Below are 19,855 nucleotides of genomic sequence, written 5' to 3' on the forward strand. Positions count from 1 at the left end.
GATGCAAGCATGATCACCCCGCACCCCGCCAAGCCGGAGCCCACCGAGCCGGAGCCGACCGACCAGGATCAGCGCCCCTCCCCCACGCCGCTGGACCGTAAGATCGCGGCAGCATTCCCCGGCGTCGTCGTGCGCAAGGACCTCGTCAAGGCCGTCAAGGGCAACGCCATCGTGCCCACCTACGTGCTGGAGTACCTGCTGGGCCAGTACGCCGCCACGGATGACGACGCCACCATTCACTCCGGCATTGAACAGGTCAGACGCATCCTCCGGGACCATTACGTGCACCGGGGCGAGAACCGCCTCATCCAGTCGCGCATCCGAGAGAAGGGTCGCCACCGCGTCATCGATAAGGTATCCGTCTCCCTCAACGAGAAACTGGACATCTATGAGGCCGAGTTCTCCAACCTGGGCATCAGCAAGGTGGAGATCGGCGCCGAGACCGTGCGCAGCCACCCCAAGCTCCTGACCGGCGGGGTCTGGTGCATCTGCGGCATCGTCTACGCCTACTCGGGCGACCCGAAGGACGTTCCCTGGCGGCTGCACTCCCTCAAGCCCATCCAGCTCTCGCGCCTGGACCTGGACTCCTACACCACCGCCCGGGAGCAGTTCAGCACCGAGGAGTGGATCGACCTGCTCATCCAGTCCATCGGCTTCAACCCCGCCATGTTCGGCCCCCGGGCCAAGCTCCTCCACCTGGTGCGCCTGATCCCCTTCGTGGAGCGCAACTACAACCTGGTGGAGCTCGGTCCCAAGGGGACCGGCAAGTCGCACATCTACTCCGAGTTCTCGCCGCACGGCATGCTGATCTCCGGGGGTGAGGTGACCGTGCCGAAGCTCTTCGTGAACAACGCCTCCGGGCGGATCGGCCTGGTGGGTTACTGGGACTGCGTCGCCTTCGACGAGTTCGCCGGCAAGAAGAAGCGGGCCGACCGGGCGCTGGTCGACATCATGAAGAACTACATGGCCAACAAGTCCTTCTCCCGTGGCGTCGAGACGCTCGGCGCGGAGGCCTCAATGGTGTTCGTCGGCAACACCTCCCACACCGTGCCCTACATGCTCAAGAACTCTGACCTGTTCGAGGAGCTGCCCGAGCAGTACCACGATCCCGCCTTCCTGGACCGCATCCACTGCTACGTGCCCGGATGGGAGTTCGAGCAGATCCGCGGCGAGATGTTCTCGTCCGGCTATGGATTCGTCGTCGACTACCTGGCCGAGGTGCTCCGCTCCCTGCGCGACACCGACTACTCCGACCGCTACCAGGACTCCTTCGCGCTGTCAGACGACCTATCCACTCGTGACCGCGACGGCATCCACAAGACCTTCTCCGGCCTGATGAAACTCATCCACCCCTCCGGGCAGGCCAGCCCCGAGGAGATCGACGCCCTGCTGCGGATTGCGCTCGAAGGACGTAAGCGCGTCAAGGACCAGCTTGTGCGTATTGATAGCACCATGAAGGCGGTCCATTTCGATTACACCTGCTCAGGGGAATCGCGGTCTGTGACTACCCTGGAGGAAGAGGAATATCCCCGGCTCTACCACCAGGTCACCGAAGCGGATGAGGCTGGCACAGACAGCTCCGATGATGTCCCCTTAGCCAGTGCCCAGCAGCCCCAGAAAGAAACTGCCAGGCAGGCCAGTGCGCACTCCAAGCCCCAGGAGGGGCACCTGGAGTTCACCGAGGGCAGGCGGGGCTTCACTTACGACCGCTATATCGGCCCCTACCTGCATGGCGCCACACGAATCGACGTTATTGACCCCTATATTCGTCAGCCTTACCAGGCACGCAACCTGATGGAACTTATTGAGACTATCGCCAAGTTTACTGACACCACGAGCGATGTGACCGTACATCTGACTACCAAGCGTGACGATGACGGAGTCTTCTCAGCAAGACAGCAGGAGAGTCTGGAGACGATTCGCACCAATTCCGCCGTTGCCGGCATTAGTTTTGAGTACTCCTTCAGGCAGACGATTCACGACCGCACCATCACTACTGATAGTGGATGGCGCATCCTGCTGGGACGCGGTTTGGACGTGTTCCAGCCCTTCAACACCGACTGGCTCGACCTGCGACTGCGCCAGCAGTTCTTCCGGCAGCTCAAGGAGTTCACCATCACTTACGTGAAGCAGGATTCAGGTATCCGGTCCTGACAGGCTCTCTCGCGTGCTACCACCTAGCCCACAGCCAGCGCCGCAGGAGCACCTGATCAAGTCAGGTGAAATATGACCCTGCCCACCGTGGTACGCAGGGGCGTGCTCGGCGACGGCGTGCAGGATGCCAGGCAGCCCGCTCACCGCCCAGAGGTGCCCAGGCGCACACGGTCACGCAGCCGAGCACGTCCCCGTACAGCGTCAAGGTCAGAGAAAGGGCGTCCCAGATGGGTCAGGACCCCTTCCTGACACTAATTTTTACCGCGCGCTAGCACCACTGGCTCTTGACGTCGATACGACAGTGGGACGACGTCAGCGCTACCGTCGGCCAAGACTCAGCAGCACGTGAGCGTCCCCCTCCAGGGCGTCGGTGCGACGATCGGACTAGGTCGGTCGTCGCAGGAGAATCCTGGGTCACCACGGCCATCGCATTCTTGCCGATGTTATGGTGCATACACCTGTCACGCAGTCAGCGCCTCAGCGCCTGACGGGGGTGGAGCCGGAAAGGAGCTCAGCGGTGAGCAGTCAGCACCTGGTGGTGCGCAGTACCGGACTAACCAAGCGATACGGGACTGCTGAGGTGGTCAGTGGTGTGGGCCTGGAGGTGCCCGCGGGGCAGGTCTACGGGTTCCTGGGTCCCAACGGGGCTGGTAAGTCCACGACGATGAAGATGCTGCTGGGGCTGACTCGCCCCTCCGTCGGCAGCGTGGAGGTCTTTGGTGAGCCGTTCTCGCCCCAGCGCACGCTGGCGCGGGTGGGGTCCCTGATCGAGCAGCCCTCCTTCTACGGCCACCTCACCGGGCGGGAGAACCTCAACATCGTGCGCCGGGTCAAGCACCTGCCCGCCTCCAGCGTGGGCCAGGCCCTCGACACCGTGGGACTGTCCCACGCCGGCGACAAGCTGGCGCGGACCTACTCCCTAGGCATGAAGCAGCGCCTGGGCCTGGCCATGGCCCTGCTGGGAGACCCCGAGCTGCTGGTCCTGGACGAGCCCACCAACGGGCTCGACCCCTCCGGCATCCACGAGATCCGCGACCTCATCACCAGCCTGCCGCGCACCCGGGGCATCACTGTGCTGGTCTCCAGCCACCTGCTCAGCGAGATCGAGCAGATGGCCGACACCATCGGCATCATCACCCAGGGCCACCTGGTCTACCAAGGCCCCCTGTCCGCCCTGAGGGAGGCAGGCCGCCTCGTCGTCCGGGTGGACACCTCTCAGGCCGTGCCCGCCGCCCGAGAACTAGCCGCCCAGGGCTGGCAGGTCGGTTCCGTGGAGGACGGAGAGATCACCCTGCCCGCCTACAACGACGACCACGTCGCCCGCCTCGTCACCACCTTGGTCAGCGCGGGCACCAGCATCTACCGCGTCGAGCTGCGCCGCCGCTCCCTGGAGCAGATCTTCCTCGACATCACCGAACAGGCACCCCCACAAAGCCAGCCCACCCCTACCCAGCCCGGCGCGCCACGACACACCCACCAGCCACCCTGGCCGCAGGGTGTCCAGCACCAGCCACAACAGGCACCCCCACAGCCTGAGACGCCCCACCCGGTGACCGCGCACCATGCCATGGGCCAGGCTGCCCGCCCGGCATCGGCCACTCAGGTGCCATCCCACCAGACCGCTGACCAGAGGCCACGGGGAGCGGGAGAATGAGGACATTGGGACTGGAACTCTCCAAGCTCAAAAGGTCTCATCTGTGGCTGACCTTGGTCCTGGCCACTGGTATCGAGCTGGCCTGGGCCACAGCAGTCCTGAGCATTGTCATCACGCGCTCTGGCACTACCGGGATCGCTGTGGACGCCGGCTACGCGATCGGAGAGACATCAAGCGTGCATGCCGTGGTCACCCCCATCATCTCTGCAGTAGTCGCCTCACGCCTGGCCGCCACCGAGCACGACAGCACCATGCTGTCCCAGCTCCTCGCCGACGGCCAGCCGCGCGCCCCTTTTTTCCTGGCCAAGCTCACCACTGCCGTAGCCGCCTGCTCGGTGCCCGCCCTCGCCCTCGTGCCCACCACCACCCTGGTAGGCGCTGTCGGCGGGGTGCCCGCTGACCCTGGTCTGACCGCTACCTGGCTGGCCGGACTGATGGTGGCCAACATCGCCATGACTGCTATCCACCTGGCCCTGGCGCTGCTCGTGCGCCGCCAGGCCCTGACCCTAACTGTCGGCGCCCTGGGTGCCCTGAGCGCAAGCCTCGTCGGCTTTGTCGTGCCTGACTCCGTGGCCACCGTCCTACCCTGGCAGTACCCTGCCCTGCTCGTGCCCGTGCGCATGCAGCAGATCGAGGGCACGATCACCGGCTTCGTCCCCGTAGACCACCTGGGCACCTACGTCGCCATTGTCGTCATCGTCAGCCTGGTCGCCACCGCTGTTGCCCAGACCACCTTCAGCCGACAGGTCACGCGCTGACCTGCCTTCCGCCACCAGGCCGGAGACAACCAGGAGACCACCCCATGACCAGCGTCACCATGACTACCTCCATACCCGGCACACCAAGCCACCCCACTACGACAACGGGCCCGGTACTGCGGCCCGAGAGCGCACCCGTACCCACTCGCCCTAGCCCGCACAGCGAGACTGGCGGCTGGCTGCGCGAACGGCTCCTGCTACCTCTGGCTATTGAACACGCCAAGTCCAAGCGCCTCTGGATCCTGGCCACCCTGGCCCTGGCTCTGGCCGCCCTCAACGTCGCCAACGGAACTGGCAGGTACTTGTCCTACACCGAGAGCTTCCAGGCCCAGGGAATCACCTGGCAGGTCGTGTGGGGCCAGGGTGGGCTGCTATGGAGCGTCTTCTTCCTGCCCATGCTGATCACCTTCCGTGCCGCCGGCCTGACCCGCATGGAGCACGAGCACGACAACTGGCGTCGTATGGCGACCTACGGTGCCGCCACCACTACCTACACCGGCAAGCTCGCCCTGGTCGCTCTGTTCGCCCTCTACTGCCAGACGGCCTTCCTCCTGCTCGTGCTGGCCGCCAGCACCGCTCTGGGCTTCCACCTCACCTTCACCGACCTCGCCACCATGATTACCTGGGTTCTCCTGGGCACACTGGGAGCTGTCACCATCGCCACCGCCCAGCTGCTCATCGGCATCTACGTGCCCAGCCTGGCCACCACCGTCCTGACTGGCCTGGGAGCCTCCTTCCTCAGTCTGGCCATCACACTCGTCGTTCCACCGCTGACCAGCATCTACCCCTACTCCCAGGCCACCCTCGGCATGCAGGCCCGCACGCTGTCCACACCCTCACCCGCAGGCCTCGCCTGGTTCCTCATCTGGAACGGCATCCTCATCGCCGCTACCGTCCTCCTCAGCAGGCGGGGGCTCAGGAGAAAGCAGTACTAGTTACAGGAAACCAGCGGAACGCGTTGGCAGGCCTGAGAGCCAACAACACGTACCGTCATAGTTTGAGTTACCGTACTCGCGCGCACGGGTGCGTTCCTGTCGCTAAATTACCCACGGTCGTCCGTCCTTCGCAGACCAACAAGCAGCAGTCCGAACAGAACCATCTCCATCACGACGAGGACGGATATAAGCACCAGCCTCACAAGACCGTCAGCAAAGAGCAGCACCAGAACACCGATCGACACCAGCTAGCCTGACCAGGCGATGGCCATCATTCTCATCCTGTTGGAGGATACGTCAAGCATGTCATATCCCTTCTTCCGCAAAAAGTTGGACTCAGCTGAGGCGGCACTGATGAGCGCCCGGGGTGCGGTGGAGCAGCCACGACCACCCCACCCCGGGGGACTCTTCCTGCCTTCCGCCACGAGGACCAGCTGCCGCAGATGTAACCCACTCCAGGACACTGGTCACAGGCCCGCACCCACCCATAAAGGAGACAGCGGGAGCGGGATGCCTCACCCCCACAAAGCGCATTACCCTGAGGGGCGGATATCTACTCGTTGGCGGAAACTGCCCTACTCCTTGCCCCTCGCCCTCATGACGATCGCAGCGAGAACCCCAACAAGGACAAGCATAACCGCAACATTGATGAACTGAAGATGGGGCGCATTAATAAACACGGCACCCAGTGCGACGAGAGCCCCGAGGGTAACAATCAGGGCCGCTATAACTCCAGATGTTCTCATAGACTTGTCAAACACTGTGTCTCCTTAAATTGAGATGGAACGGTGTCCGGTCTGCGTGAGGACGGAAGTCCTCACGCAGACCGGATGGGGCAGATGGGATCAAGTAACAACCGCTGCGGTACCAACACCGACAGCCACGAGCCCAACACCGACAGTGCACCCAGAGGCGAACTCCCCGACACCAGGAGCGTCAATCGACTCTAGCTCATCGATGCGAACGTCTCCGTTAGACATGACTACCTCCTTTCCTATAATAGCGCGAACCAGCTTTGAGAGAGAGCACCAAAGCACTACGTCAAGACTACGACTCCGCCGACTACGAGGCAACCTGCTGCCGCTCCGGTCGCCACACCTGCACCGAAGTCGACCCAGTCATTGGGTGTATCGAGCGACTCGAGCTCGGTAATCTGAGTGTACACAGACATCTGTGTGTCCTTTCCCCGTGCTGTTGTGATGATGGCTACCCTGACCTGCCACCGGTGAGAAGCACCCGTGCTCCCCCTCCTAAGGCAGAAGGACCGACACTCCAAAGGCTGACTCGTCAAAGGCAAACGGTGGCACAGACGGTAGAGCCGGTCGAGACTGACGGCTCTGGCACCGTGCCCATGCGAGATGCGCCTTGTTGGGATGACAGGCACTATTACACAAGGGGTGAGAGGCGTGCGGATCAGCCAGCCGGGCTAGCCGTTCGGACGAAGTTTCCCCGGCGGATATCACCCACCCGGAGCCAATCCGGACCAGACCGGTGAGACTCCTGGACAGCATGACCTTCACGCGATGCTGTCGATGGACAGCGCCAGAGCCCAATCGTCCTTGGCGTAGCCGAGTGGCGGAAAGGATGCTCGACCCAGCCACCTGCTCTACCCGGCCGCATCCCGCTTCTCCCTTTGGATGAGCCACTCGTCCGATGTGTGCAGGCACGGTTCGGTGTTGAGTAGGTGACGCCTCCTACTTGCGAGGCTGTCCGCGACGGGGCACAGGGAAGGAGTAGAAGAGATGAGCAGTCTCCTTGACGTGAGACGGCTGACCAAGTGGTTCCGTTCTACGACAGCGGTCGAGGGCATCGACTTCTCTGTCGCACCGGGTCAGGCGGTTGGTCTCCTGGGGCCGAATGGGGCAGGGAAGACGACGACGATGCGGGTCCTGCAAGGCACGCTGCGCCCGAGCAGGGGGAGTGTGTCGCTGTTCGGGCTCCCCCCGCTGAAAGTGCCCGAGTTTCACCGCCGCGTTGGCTTCGCCTTTGACTCCACAGGTCTTTCTGGCTCCCTGAGCGTCCAAAGCCATCTTGCCGCGCACAGACTCCTAGCAGGTCTGTCTCAGCGCGACATCGACAATGTTGTTGAGAGATTCGCGATCTCTCACCTTCTTGGTCGCCGAGTCAAACGGCTGTCCACCGGGGAGCGTAAACGCGTGGCCCTGGCGACGGCTATGGCCTGCCAGCCCCAGCTGCTGGTCCTGGACGAGCCAACTAACGGCCTCGACATCGAGGGGGCGCACTGGCTGCGTCAAGTCATCCTCACCCACAAGAGCCAGGGCGGAGCCGTGCTGATATCCAGCCACATTCTGTCCGAGGTCGAGCAAGTTGTCGACTCCGTCGTCGTCATCAAGCGCCATCAACTCTTCATTGGCGGACTTGATGACCTGCGTGATCGCGAGAGCCTCAGTCTTGAGGACGCCTACCTCAGTATTGTCAGTACCAACAGTGTCAGGGGCGCTGCAGCATGACCTCCCTACCTACCACCACCGTTTGCTTGAGTGACAGCCCTGGTGGGCCGGGCTCGCAGCCGTCCACTCCGCCTCAGGAGGATGAGTTGCAGCTGTCCAGCGAGGAGCTACAGCCGAAGTTTGGTCCGCAGCGACGGCGTCCTCTCACGTCCCTCATGCTCAGCAATCTTGCCGATCCGTCCTGGTGCTGGTTCCTTCTTGTAGGGGTTGCGATGACTGCGCTTAGCGCCTTTGGCAACACAGAGAGGTACCTTGACGGTGTTGAGGCCTCGGACCAGGAGGCCGTCAACGAGGCGGGCCTGCTGTTCCTGCGACTAGGGTTCGCCCTCCTAGTGTTTGTCGCCATGTGGGGGGCCACACGTGTGACCGCAGAGTTTCGTAATGTCACCGTTGCGCCCAGCGCTGCCGCCTGCGGCGGTCTCGGCCGACTTATGGCCCATCATGCTCTCGCGGTCGTGCCCGGCGGGTTTCTCTTTGGCGTCGCGGGCCTGTTCGCCGGGGCCGCGCCCGGATATGTCGCTCTGCGCCAGCAGGGAATGACTGTAACCCCTGACGGCGAGTTCGCTCGGACCGCTGTGGGAATTGTGCTCGTCTCCGCTCTGGCGGCACCGTGGGGTACGTGCTTTGGCTGGTTTCTGCGTCGGACCTTGCCTGCGGTTGTCGTGTTGGTCGGATGGACGATGGTCCTGGAGACGGTATTCATCAACTGGATACCTGAGCGAGTGGGTCGGTTTCTTCCTGCCAATCTCCAGAACTCTCTCACACTGGACCGGGTAGCATTCGGCGACATCGGCCAGCCCGCCGCTGCCGCCCTTCTCCTGGCGTGGATCATTGTTCTTGACGTCGTGGCCTTCCTGTGGATGAGGAGCCGTGATCTCAGTGCCTGACACAAACCTACTAGACTCTCCAGTGGATCTGGCAGCTAATGTGGAGATTATTCCGCCGCAGGACCAGGACCTGACCTGGGTTGTCCGCAGGCCCGATCACCGCCTGCTGAGCGTCTCCCCAGATATCGGCAGGCTCTTGTTGACCCTGCGAGACACGCCGGGCTTCCTTACCATCCCAGATCTGGCAAGCCTAACGCCCGACCCCTGGAGCCACGAGGAGGCGGAGGCGGCCGTCCAGGCAATGCGGTCCCACGGTCTTCTGAGCCTGCCTGGAGAGGTAGGCAGCGTAGCGCACCCCAGTCGGGTCAGCCTGGACCACGACGGACCGTTTATCCTCAAGCTCTGCCTGAATGGCACAGAGCGGTTCTTCCACTCCCTGGAACCCTGGGTAAGGCGAGTGCGCGACTCCCGTCTGCGCTGGCTCCCGCCGACACTGTCCCTGGGAGGAATTCTTCTCCTGGCCCGCGCTGTCAGCAGCCCTGAAGGGGGACTATACCAACCACTTGGCGTCAGCACATTTCTTGGGGTAATTGTGGCGCTTATCCTGACAACTGCAGTCCACGAGCTGTCCCATGGTCTCGCCCTCACGGCCTGCGGCCAGGTACCCCACCGCGTCGGTGTCATGGTCTTCTATCTGGCTCCTGCGGCCTTCTGCGACGTCACCGATGCGTGGCTGCTGCGACGGCACCAGCGAGTCGTTGTTGCCGCCGCAGGGGTAACCGCCCAGACCTGCCTGGGCGCCATCGCCCTGGGGGCCGCCCCTGCTGCCAGCGCGGATCTGGCTGGTGCGCTGACCTGGTACGGCGCCATGACCTACCTGGGGGCGGTCGTCAACATCATCCCCTTCCTCAAGCTTGACGGCTACGTCGCCCTTGTCGGCTGGCTGGACCAGCCGAACCTTCGACGGCGGTCCATGCAGGCAGTGCGCGATACGCTCGCAGGGACACCAGGGCACGGGGGAGAATCCTGGCGAGTCATTCTCTTTGGTCTGGGCTGCACCCTCACCCCAGTTCTTATTATCTGGCTGGGGATGTCCTCACTGCTATCCGCGCTCTCGCAGTTCGAGACCCTTAGCATGGTGGCTCTCGTCGGAATTCTTTTCTCTGTCGTCGTCGCTGCCAGTTCCCTAAGTGCGAGGGCACTCCGTTCTACCCCTGCAGGTCACCGCATCCGACTGGGTGTCGCCGCCGCACTGCTGTCCACACTGGCCATGCTGCTGCCGGTGAGCACAAGCAGCTCTCACGGATTCATTGCCCAGCAGGACGGTTCCGTGCTCGCCTACGCCGACGTCACCACCACCGTCCACCCTGGCACCACGGTCAGCCTCCACCGCGCGGGACTTCTTGCTGGCCCCCCCCTGGGATCTGGCACAGTCGTCGGCACGCAGCGCTGCAGAGTACCAGTCAACGCGGTCTCACCGGTACGCTCCGACGCTGCTATGCCAGAGGGGGACTGTCTACGCGTCATCCCGACAACTCCCCAAGACCCCGACTCCACGGGTCGTATCACCACCGACTCACCTCCTCGCCCTCTCGGTCTGGTCGTCTGGCGTCAGATGGCCTCCGTCTTGAGGTCCTTCACGTCATCCTGAGCCCTCACCCGAGAAGAGTCCTGAACAGGCATACGTGCCCCCTTGCAAACTCGCAAGAAACCATTCAGTCACCCAACAAGGAGCTCATGTCATGACTGATACCACCCCTTCCGCCGACCTGGCGGATCTTGGCCGATACCTGACCGCTGCCCCGGCTGACCGCCACCTCGTGTGGCTGGGCAAGGGTGTCCCTTACATCCCCGAGACACTACCTGACCGCGCCCTTATTATCTCCGACACTTTCGTGAGTACAGCTCCCGGTCATGAGGTCCTCACGCGCGAGGGAGAACTCGACTCTGACTGTGAACAGCTGATCATCGACAACGTGTTTGACGTGACCGTGATGGGCTACTCCTTGTCCGCCTACCTACCGTGCACAAGCCCCACACTGCTGAGGCTGGCTAGTGACGAGGACTGGCAGGTTTTCCTTGAGGACGCTGACGACGCCCTTGCCACAGGTTTTGTCCCCGAGCAGCTGCTGCTCCCTCAAGTCCTTCTGGAGGATGCTCATGCCCTGAGGACGGGGACAGCGGCTGCGGACCGGCTCACGATCACCGCTGAGGCGACAACGAGCTGCCTGCCAGGAACCAGCACCAGCCCGGCCTGCTGGGACAACCACGGACGAGACTGGCTGCGACGCTACCTGACCGTTCTTGAGGTCCTACGCGGCCTGCGTGTGAGGGAGCAGGGCGTGGTCGAGGTCTCCGGACTCGGCATGCGGATGCACCCACACTCTCCCTCCGCGCTGGTCGAGCCTCCAGCGGCGCCCGTCGTCGTGCGCACCCAGTCCGGCCTGCGCTGCGTCCTGCCAGGCAGCGGGCGCTTCCTGGCGGTGCCGGAACTCGTTGCCACAGCAGTTGAACTCATTGGCACTGCTGGTGCGACCGCTGAGACCCTGCCCGAACTGCTCGGCATCACCTCCGAGATGACATCACCGCTGCTCGATGCCCTGCACAAGCATGGACTGGCTCCGCAGGAGATGAGCATCTATGGCTGACATCACCGCCGAGACCAGCACGGCACCAACTACCAGCGTCCCGAGCCTTTACACCGGTACGGGCGCTCACCGGTATCACAGGCTCTCCCTCAATGACGACGCCGAGATCGCCGTAGTCCTTGACCTCCTCCGCTCCCTGCCAGACAGCACGCTGGCGGACCTGCGAGTCCTCGAGCTGGCCTGCGGCTCCGGCCGGGTCACCCTGCCGATGGCCACTGCCGGGCACCGCGTGCTGGCCACGGACCTGAGTGACGACATGCTGGGGCTGCTGAGGAAACGGCTGTCAGAGCCCAGACTCACCCCTGCCGACGTTGCCGAGCGGATCGAGATCCGCAACATGGACATGACCACGTTCAACCTCGCAGAGTCCTTCAAGGCAGTCTGCCTGCCCACGGCATCTGTCGCACTGCTCTCTCCCGAGCAGCGCCGTCGCACCATCCACCACGCGGCATCTCACCTTCCGGCGGGCGGCGTCCTTGTCATCTCGACTGAGAACGTGCTACCCGAGGCTGAGGCCTCCACCACCATACGACTGCAGCCAGGTGTGACGATCACGGAGGAGATCGACCACGAGGCGCGCAGACGTCGCACGACAGTGCGCTGGGAGAAGGAGGAGTACGTCACCGACCTCTACCTCGTCACGCCCCGGGAGTTGACTGAGGACTGCCGGGACGCCGGGCTGAGGATCGCCGCGCAGCACGCCTCCCCTGACCCGACCCTGGCGCACCATGTCGACGTCCTCCTCGGAGCTGTCAAGTAGCCGGACCGTACACCTTACGACTAGTCAGGACCACGGGAACCCCATCATGCGTACTCCTGCATCAACTGGCTTTACCGCCCAGTTCTTTGTCTCGCCAAGCCAGCAGTCCCTCTCCCCTCCGCTCGCCTCAGCCCGAGGCACCACAGTCACCTACGCGGACGGAACACGGTGTCGTGACGGGATATCTGGTCTGTGGAACGTCCCCCTCGGCTACGGGCACGCCGGTGTCGCCGAGGCCGTCCACCAGGCGCTCCTGGACGCCTCCTACCTTACCTGTTTCAGAGGCACCCACACGTGGGTCGAGCGGGCCAGCAAGGCGCTCCTGGACGCAGCCGGGGCACAGAACTACAGGAGGGTCGCCCACGCCACCTCCGGGTCTGCCGCCGTTGACTCCGCAATCAAGCTCGTCCGTCAGTACCAGGCGGTGCGTGGCGAGGGCCTCCGTCGGACGATAATTTCCCTGAAAGGCTCCTACCACGGCATGACCCTGGGCGCCATGTCCCTGACAGGGGAGAGTCTGAGACAAGTTGTTTACGGCACCGACGCGCGGGCGGTGCGTCACGTCGACCACCGTCGCCCTCGCGAGCTCGAGCACCTTCTCGAACGTGAGGGTAGCAGGATCGCGGCAGTTGTCGTCGAACCGTTGCAGGGGTCAGGGGCCCACGTCGTCGGAGACGACTTCCTGTCAGTCGTCTTCCAGGGACGCCGCCAGCACGGCTACCTGGTTGTGGCGGACGAGGTAGCCACGGGATTTGGCCGGACAGGTCCCATGTTCGCCAGCCAGTCGTGGACGGAGTCACCGGACCTTCTGATTACCTCCAAGGGCCTGACCAATGGTACCCAGGCTGCTTCCGCCGTCCTTGTCTCGCATCAAGTAGTCCAGACCTTTGACGATGCAGACTCACCTTTTATGCACGGGGAGACTCAGGCTGGGACTCCAGCCTCCTGTGCGGCGATTCTCGCTACTCTACGAGCCTTTGACGAGGATGACGTCCTTGCCCAGGGCCGTCGCGTCCACGCCCAGCTGGACGGCCGCCTCCAGGCGCTGGTGGAACGTGCTCCTGGCACTACCTGCACCGGTTCCGGCTGCTTCCGTGCTGTCCACCTACCCGACGCCTCGGGGGCCGAGGTCGCAAGAATCATCGAGAGATGCAGGCTCTCTGGTGCCATTGTGCAGCCAGGACCGTCCTCGCTCCAGCTCGTCCCAGCACTGGTCTACGAGCCCTGTGAGCTCGACCTCCTCATGGACCGGGTGGAGGATGTCGTCGTAGCGTCTTGTGCTCCACGAGGGGCGGTTGTCGCATGAAGTCCCCTGTTCTCGCCCACTCGGCCCCGGAACTTGGAATCGGCCCCTGGCCTGCTGCTGTCCCGCCGGGTTCCGGGATAGCCTTTATTGACGCTGCCGTGGCCGACCAGGTTCTCCCAGGCCTCCCACAGGAGGTTACCACTGCCCTTGTTGACCGAACCGCCGACCTTGACGCCGTTCGCGCTGCTGCACGTCTTGTCGAGTGGACAGACCCGGTGTGGGTCCTTGGAATCGGTGGTGGAGCCACCATGGATCTTGCCAAACTTGCCGCAGCCGCTGCTGAGCGCCCTCGGCTCGTCAACCATCTTGCGCATGCCACACGCCGGTGCGGGCACGTCCAGATGTCCCAGGCCAGGCGACGTCGGCACCTTCTCCTCGTCCCAACCACTGTCGGCACGGGCTCCGAGTCAAGCCACGGAGCCTGCTTTGACCACCCGCTCCGGGAGGTAGAGCCGGGAGAGCGCGCACGGACCCTGGTCACAGGTACGTTCTTGGCCGCTAACCAAGCCTGGTTGGACCCACAACTTCTCACCACTCTTCCTCACCAACTTGTCCGAGAAGGAGTGCTTGAGGCTCTCAGCAGGGTACTCGTCAGCACTGTATGCTCACCTTCTGCCCTGGAGCCTCCGGAGTGGGAGGCTCAGATGCTCATCGACCGGCTCCTTGACACTCTTGATCGGCTCACTACCGACCACCCTGATCGCGCCCTCCTGGAGCTGGCAGCCATCGCCTCCACGATGACCCACAGAGGTATGGGCCTTGCTGGTCGCGGTAGCGCGCCCTCGCCGGTCTGGTTCGTTGCCACGGAGCTGTCAATGGTCACGAGAACCCGCAAGAACGAGGCTCTCAGCGCTCTTGTAGCCCACTGGACCAGGGTCGTCGCCGACGGACACTCTACATGGGGGGATCCAGACAGGCTTGCGGCTGTATGGCCACTGGCCAACGAGGATCCCATAGCGGTCATTCGACGCTGGAGACTACAGAGTCACCTGACCTGCCCCGCCGGGACCTCCGTCCGGGTCGCGGAGCGGGTGGAGCAGCGATGGGGAGGGCGGCTCCCCATGATGGGGCGGTTCACCAGGGCCGATCTTCTTACCCTGCTCAACAGGGCTGTCACGGAGCGTGGTGACTGACCCACGTGCCCCTCCGAGTCAGCTCTGCCGGTGAGACGCCTGGCAGAAGACCTTCAGGCAGGTCAGCACGATCCGCCTCGACGTGCGCACCCCACTGCCTCTTGACAAATCTGTGACACATACTGTAGAAAATTTGCATGGGTGTGTCGAGCGGGCGCGAGCGGACCGAGACCGGCCAACCAGGCGCAACAGCCTCGGCACCGCTAGTGCCTCGTGACGAGCGCAGGCGTTACGCTGCCGCCGGGTTCCTCATCGGGCTGGTCAACCTGGTGCTCATGATGACTCTCCTCGAGCCTGCAAGCCTGGCACGCCTGACCTTCCTCCTCCTGGCGCTTCTCACCCTGACAGCAGTGCCGATGCGCCCGCTGACCGGTGCCGTGGCCTACCTGGTGCTGTGGGTGGTCCTTCTCAGGTTCCCAGGACCCTACGCCGACGACGTCGCCATCACCCACGCAGCTCTTTTCTTCTTCCTGGGGCGCTTCCTGCCTCTGCGGGCCGCACTGTGCCTGGGAGCGGCAGTCCCACTGGCCACTGTCGTGCTCGCTACCCCGCCCACAGTGGTACTTTACCTGTTCCTTCTTGCCTGCACCCTTCCACCGGGTGCGCTCCTACGACGCAGGGAGTCCACCCTGCGTCAGGAGATCAGCGCCGGGGAAGAACGGCTGGAGGCCGTGCGCGCCGAGGTGGCACGGGAGATGCATGACCTGGTGGCCTACTCCATGTCCCAGACCGTGCTGCGTGCCCGCAGCGCGGCCGCCGACCCCTCCTACCCGGAGGACGTACGCCAGGAACTCCACGCGATCAGCGCTACCGCTGCTGACGCGCTCCACGAGCTGCGCCTGGTGCTGCGGGTGCTGCGGCGCACCCAGGCAGGCTCCACGCTGGAGGACCCTTCAGCCACTTCGCAGACCGTGGTCGTCGGCCTGGACGCGGCGCTCCAGGCCGTTGCCGACGACCTGTCCGCTTCTGGGTTCAGCGTGACGCTGCGCAGCACAGACGAGGGCGAGTGCCCCCGGCTCCAGGCCGTCACCCTGTCCCGGGTTGCCCGGGAGATGGGCTCCAACATCATGCGCCACGGCACCACCGACCAGTCGGTGACGATCACCCTGGCCAAGGAGACCAACCAGGTGTGCCTGGTCATGACCAACGGGACCTCTCCCAACCCCGCCCACGACCTGCCTACCTCGGGCACAGGACTCCTGGGCATGCGGGAGAGGCTCGCCGCCGTCGATGGCTCCCTGTCCACCCGGGAAGAGGACGGCAGCTGGACCGCCTCTGCAGTTGTGCCGCTGGAGCCACCACCCGCCCTCTCGCCGGAAATACCATCATGACCAGCACCGAGACCACCGCCACGATCAGCATCGGGATCGCCGACGACGACCCCCTGGTACGCCGCACCCTCACTGGCCTGCTGTCCGGCACCGGGCAGGTTCACGTCGCCTGGACCGCCAAGGACGGCCAGGAGGCCCTCGAGCTCATCCGCTCCCCGGACACCCCACCCGTCCAGGCGCTCCTTCTCGATGTCCAGATGCCCCGCACGGACGGGCTCGTCCTTACCCAGATCCTCCACAAAGAGGTCCCCGACCTGGCTGTCCTCATCCTGACCGCCTTTGCCACCGACTCCGTCATGGAGAAGGCCATGGCCGCAGGGGTGCGCGGGGTCGTCGCCAAGGACGACGACATCGGCTCCTTGGTAGGAGCCATCCAGCAGGCTGTGGCAGGCAACTTTGTCATGTCCCCGACATCCTCAGCCGTCGTCGCGGAGCACCTCCGGCCAGACGGTGCCCACAGTACCTCCCACTCATCGCCCTCCTCACCTGGGAAGTCGCAGCAGCACGCCTCTGCGGCACTCCCCAGCGGCGTCACACTGACCGCCCGGGAGCAGGAGATCCTGGCCCTCCTCGCTGAGTCCCTGACCAACAAGCAGATCGCCCGCCGTCTTACCCTCAGCCAGGCCACGGTCAAGGCTCACGTCTCCGCCATTATCGCCAAGCTCGGCGTGCGGGACCGGGTCGGCGCCGTCGTCTACGCCCTCAACAACCACCTCCTCTAGCCGAGCCGTGGACGGGGCGCCGACCAGGTGGCTACGGGGCTACGGCGCCACTCATCCCCGGCACCCACGTGTGCGGGAAGCCGACCCGGTGGTTGACGACGACCTCCTCCAGAGCCGACCCCAGCCCGGGCCACCACCTGCAGCCAGAAGCACGACCTGGCTACCAGCCAACCGACCGGGCCGCACGGCCGATGCCAGGACACTGCAGCCGGAGGAGGATGGCCCTGCTAGAAGCCACCAGCACCCGGAAGGAGTACCAGTGCTCTTCCTACGCCTCATCCACACCATCACCCGCGACGGAACATGCGCCTGGCTCGACAAGCTGTTCTGGCCGTAAGCAGCCGTAAACGCTGAGCAGCAGGGCACCGGTGTCCGGCAGGTCCTAGAACAGGAGGCCGACTCCAGCCTTCCCGAACCCGCCACTGCCGCCCCCAGCACTACCGGATCACCGACACCGGGTACCCGCCGCGCCACCTGCGCACCCACACGGGAGCCACAGGCCGGACACCAGCTAGCCGCGGCCGCCAGCCCGCGACCACCTCACCTACCCACCACCACGACAGCCTCAGACCACCACCAGCCTCTCTCCCCACCTGCCTCCAGATGTGAGATGAGGTTGCGACGCCGTTGACCTTGACAGATCTGTGATACACGATATATCACAGTGTTGTGGGGGTATCTACCGGACCCAGGCAGATCCTCCGCCGCCCGCTAAGGTCGGCGGACCACTGGCCGTACGCCGTGGCCGGGCTCCTCCTGGGCCTGGCCAACATGGCGTTCGTCCTCGTCTACGGTGACGCCCTCAGCCCACAGCGTCTTGCCTTCCCTCTCCTGGCGCTACCGATGCTGCCCCTCGTCGCGCTGCGCCCGCTGCCAGGTGCCCTGGCCTACCTGCTGCTGTGGACCGCCCTCCTCCACACTCCCGCCGCATTCCCCAATGACGTCCTGGCCCCCACGGCCGTCTTCCTCTTCCTCCTGGGGCGCTTCCTCCCCCCGTGGTCTGCGCTCGCCCTGGCCTCGGTGCTCCCAGTGGCCGCCGTCGTCCCCCTCGGCCTCTACCAGACCGCCGTCCACCAGTTGTTTCTCCTCAGCTGCTCGCTCATCCCGGGAATGCTCCTGCGTCACCGCGACCTCGCCCTTCAGCGGGAGATCTCCAGCGCCGCCGACCACCTGGCCTACACCCGGGCGGTGGCCAGAGAGATGCACGACCTGGTGGCCTACTCCATGTCCCAGGCCGCGCTACGCGCTCAGCGCGCGGCAGCCGACAGCACCTACCCAGCTGAGGCCCAGAAGGAGTTCAGCGCCATCGCAGCCGCCGCAGTCGACGCCCTGCACGAACTTCGACTTGTCCTGGGACCGCTGCGCCGCGGCCAGAGGTTCTGGCCAAACTCTTCGCTCACTCACCCGGACGCCCTAGGAGTCGACCTGGAGACAGCCGTGCAGGCCATCAGCGACGACCTGGCTGCCTCCGGCTTCAGCGTCACCTTCCACAGCACCGGAGACAGTCAGTGCAGCCGCCTCCAGGCTGCTACCCTCTCCAGAGTTGCTCGGGAGATGGGTGCCAACATCCTGCGGCACGGCACGACCTACCAGCCGGTCACGATCACCCTCGCCCGGCGGCCTGAGCAGGTGCGCCTAGTGATGACCAACGGTGTCTCAGTGGCGACCTCCCACAACCTCCCCGCCTCCGGCACCGGCATTCAAGGAATGAGGGAGAGACTGGCTGCTATCGACGGCACTCTGGCGACGCTCAAGGAGGGGGACACCTGGATGGCCTCAGCCACTGTCCCTCTCTCCCCGTCGTCCTCGACCTTCCCGGAGACACCCTGATGATCAGTATCGGCATTGCGGACGACGACGCCCTGGTACGCCGCACCCTGGCTGATCTCCTCGCCAGGAACGAGGACGTCTCCGTGACCTGGAACGCGAAAGACGGCCAGGAGGCCCTCGGGTACATACGCTCCCCAGAGGTCCCCGCGGTCCAGGCGGTCCTCCTGGACATCCACATGCCTCAACCAGACGGCCTCACCCTGGCCACCACCCTCCAGGACGAGGCCCCTGACCTGGCCGTCCTCATACTCACCACCTTTGTCAACGACTCCATTATTGAGCGGGCTATGGCCGCAGGGGTACGTGGCTTCGTGGCCAAGGAGGACGGCATCACCTCCTTAGCACGCACCATCCGGCAGGTTGTTGACGGCAACCTCGTCTTGTCGCCGACGTCGTCGACCTTCGTCACCAGGCGCTACCAGGCCGACCAGCCTGACCAGGCTGACCAGCCTGACACCACCCCATCACCCGGCACCACCCCCCAGCCCTCCTCCGAGGCCTTCCCTGAGGTCAGGCTCTCTGAGCGTGAGCAGGAGGTGCTGGCACTCCTTGTGGACGCCCTGAGCAACAAGCAGATCGCCAGCCAGCTCACGCTCAGCGAGGCGACGGTCAAGACCCACGTGTCCACGATCATCGCCAAACTGGGCGTCCCGGACCGGGTGGGTGCCGCTGTCTACGCGCTGCGGCACAACCTCGTCTGAGCCCCCCTGCCCTCCTGCGCAGAAGCCCTGCGGTGCCGACCTGGCACGTCCACGCCCCCCTATTCGGATGCTGGGCGCGTCGGCTGCGTCGGCGGATCCTGGGGCACACCCACGCCCCCCTATTCGGATCTTCCCGGCGAGGACGCCAGCCCTGCCTCGCAGTCCCGCGTACACCGCCCAGCTCCAGTCGAGCCGTCGGCACACGCCCGGCGCAGACAGATCCAGCGCGGGACAACAACTAGACGCTACGAAACAAAATAGGTACACTAAGGCGACATCCTGTTATTTTATATGCCGCAGGCGCGACAGTCATACGATCGTCGCATGCAGCGAAACCACGATTCATTCTATCAGCTACACCAAACGGCCGATGTGCCTCCCTCGGATTTCGAGCACAATCTCCTTTGTCCCAATCAAATCAACGAGGCGCTGAAAAGTGCAGGATTTCCACGCCCCTGGAGTTCTGTGCCGCCGAGACGTGTCCCAGCCAGCCTCGCACCATTTGCGCACAATTCCCGACAAGCAACAGAGCACCGGGAGGAGTGTGTCCCCGAAAGAATGGAGTTAACATGTCGGCGACATCACCGACGATAAATGTTGCGCGATATCATAAATCACCTAGAGT

General features: G+C 64.3%; 19 protein-coding genes. 15 read left to right on the forward strand and 4 right to left on the reverse strand.

The genetic code is table 11. The annotated features are described in order from the left end of the window. Positions 1-9 precede the first annotated feature (9 nt). The 4 genes from brxL to D4740_RS02125 all read left to right on the forward strand — a co-directional run bounded on the left by brxL (position 10) and on the right by D4740_RS02125 (position 5,501). Positions 10-2,154, forward strand: coding sequence for a BREX system Lon protease-like protein BrxL (gene brxL, locus D4740_RS02110; protein WP_119835307.1), 2,145 nt, complete (start codon positions 10-12; stop codon positions 2,152-2,154). A 517-nt stretch (positions 2,155-2,671) separates the two neighbouring features. After that, entirely contained in the window at positions 2,672-3,808 is a 1,137-nt protein-coding gene (locus D4740_RS02115; RefSeq protein ID WP_259390602.1) for an ABC transporter ATP-binding protein, read from the forward strand. Further along, entirely contained in the window at positions 3,805-4,566 is a 762-nt protein-coding gene (locus tag D4740_RS02120; protein ID WP_119835309.1) for an ABC transporter permease, read from the forward strand. The genes D4740_RS02115 and D4740_RS02120 overlap by 4 nt, the downstream gene beginning before the upstream one ends. Before the next feature lie 44 nt (positions 4,567-4,610). After that, on the forward strand, positions 4,611-5,501 hold the full coding sequence (locus D4740_RS02125; RefSeq protein WP_119835310.1) for an ABC transporter permease: 891 nt from the start codon (positions 4,611-4,613) through the stop codon (positions 5,499-5,501). Positions 5,502-5,608: 107 nt separating this feature from the next. Here the strand turns inward: D4740_RS02125 and D4740_RS12805 are convergent, their stop codons facing one another. The 4 genes from D4740_RS12805 to D4740_RS13490 all read right to left on the reverse strand — a co-directional run bounded on the left by D4740_RS12805 (position 5,609) and on the right by D4740_RS13490 (position 6,672). After that, positions 5,609-5,746: a hypothetical protein gene (locus D4740_RS12805; RefSeq protein ID WP_182911318.1), complete on the reverse strand. Its 138-nt coding sequence runs from the start codon at positions 5,744-5,746 to the stop codon at positions 5,609-5,611. Between the two features lie 330 nt (positions 5,747-6,076). Then, complete coding sequence (locus D4740_RS02130; RefSeq protein WP_119835311.1) at positions 6,077-6,262, reverse strand: hypothetical protein; 186 nt, start codon at positions 6,260-6,262, stop codon at positions 6,077-6,079. An 84-nt stretch (positions 6,263-6,346) separates the two neighbouring features. After that, positions 6,347-6,481, reverse strand: coding sequence for a hypothetical protein (locus tag D4740_RS13100; protein WP_259390603.1), 135 nt, complete (start codon positions 6,479-6,481; stop codon positions 6,347-6,349). Between the two features lie 56 nt (positions 6,482-6,537). Beyond that, a complete protein-coding gene (locus D4740_RS13490; protein WP_396027216.1) occupies positions 6,538-6,672 on the reverse strand; it encodes a daptide-type RiPP in 135 nt (44 codons plus the stop codon). Positions 6,673-7,243: 571 nt separating this feature from the next. Between D4740_RS13490 and D4740_RS02135 the strand changes: the two genes are divergently transcribed. From D4740_RS02135 to D4740_RS02185, 11 genes are all read left to right on the forward strand, one after another. Then, positions 7,244-7,972 carry an ABC transporter ATP-binding protein gene (locus tag D4740_RS02135; RefSeq protein ID WP_119835312.1) on the forward strand — a complete coding sequence of 243 codons (729 nt, stop codon included), beginning with the start codon at positions 7,244-7,246 and terminating at the stop codon, positions 7,970-7,972. Between the two features lie 212 nt (positions 7,973-8,184). Beyond that, a complete protein-coding gene (locus D4740_RS02140; RefSeq protein WP_147392819.1) occupies positions 8,185-8,859 on the forward strand; it encodes a hypothetical protein in 675 nt (224 codons plus the stop codon). A 22-nt stretch (positions 8,860-8,881) separates the two neighbouring features. After that, entirely contained in the window at positions 8,882-10,450 is a 1,569-nt protein-coding gene (gene mpaP / locus D4740_RS02145; protein WP_182911319.1) for a daptide biosynthesis intramembrane metalloprotease, read from the forward strand. A 91-nt stretch (positions 10,451-10,541) separates the two neighbouring features. Beyond that, a complete protein-coding gene (locus D4740_RS02150) occupies positions 10,542-11,447 on the forward strand; it encodes a hypothetical protein (protein WP_119835315.1) in 906 nt (301 codons plus the stop codon). Then, positions 11,440-12,207 (forward strand): daptide-type RiPP biosynthesis methyltransferase, encoded by a 768-nt coding sequence (gene mpaM / locus D4740_RS02155; protein ID WP_119835316.1) that lies wholly within the window; start codon positions 11,440-11,442, stop codon positions 12,205-12,207. Before D4740_RS02150 ends, mpaM begins: the two co-directional genes overlap by 8 nt. A 46-nt stretch (positions 12,208-12,253) precedes the next feature. After that, positions 12,254-13,513, forward strand: a complete 1,260-nt coding sequence (mpaD, locus tag D4740_RS02160) for a daptide-type RiPP biosynthesis aminotransferase (protein WP_119835317.1) — start codon at positions 12,254-12,256, stop codon at positions 13,511-13,513. Further along, the gene (locus D4740_RS02165) at positions 13,510-14,646 is read left to right on the forward strand and encodes an iron-containing alcohol dehydrogenase (RefSeq protein ID WP_119835318.1); all 1,137 of its coding nucleotides are present in this window, start codon (positions 13,510-13,512) and stop codon (positions 14,644-14,646) included. The genes mpaD and D4740_RS02165 overlap by 4 nt, the downstream gene beginning before the upstream one ends. Before the next feature lie 137 nt (positions 14,647-14,783). After that, entirely contained in the window at positions 14,784-15,977 is a 1,194-nt protein-coding gene (locus D4740_RS02170) for a sensor histidine kinase (protein WP_259390604.1), read from the forward strand. Further along, a complete protein-coding gene (locus D4740_RS02175) occupies positions 15,974-16,699 on the forward strand; it encodes a response regulator transcription factor (protein WP_119835319.1) in 726 nt (241 codons plus the stop codon). Before D4740_RS02170 ends, D4740_RS02175 begins: the two co-directional genes overlap by 4 nt. 741 nt (positions 16,700-17,440) lie before the next feature. Further along, a complete protein-coding gene (locus D4740_RS02180) occupies positions 17,441-18,529 on the forward strand; it encodes a sensor histidine kinase (RefSeq protein WP_259390605.1) in 1,089 nt (362 codons plus the stop codon). After that, positions 18,529-19,230 carry a response regulator gene (locus D4740_RS02185; protein ID WP_119835320.1) on the forward strand — a complete coding sequence of 234 codons (702 nt, stop codon included), beginning with the start codon at positions 18,529-18,531 and terminating at the stop codon, positions 19,228-19,230. The genes D4740_RS02180 and D4740_RS02185 overlap by 1 nt, the downstream gene beginning before the upstream one ends. The last annotated feature ends 625 nt before the right edge of the window (positions 19,231-19,855 follow it).

Origin of the sequence: Actinomyces sp. 2119 (assembly GCF_003591215.1) — a bacterium.
GTDB classification, from domain to species: Bacteria; Actinomycetota; Actinomycetes; order Actinomycetales; family Actinomycetaceae; genus Actinomyces; species Actinomyces lilanjuaniae.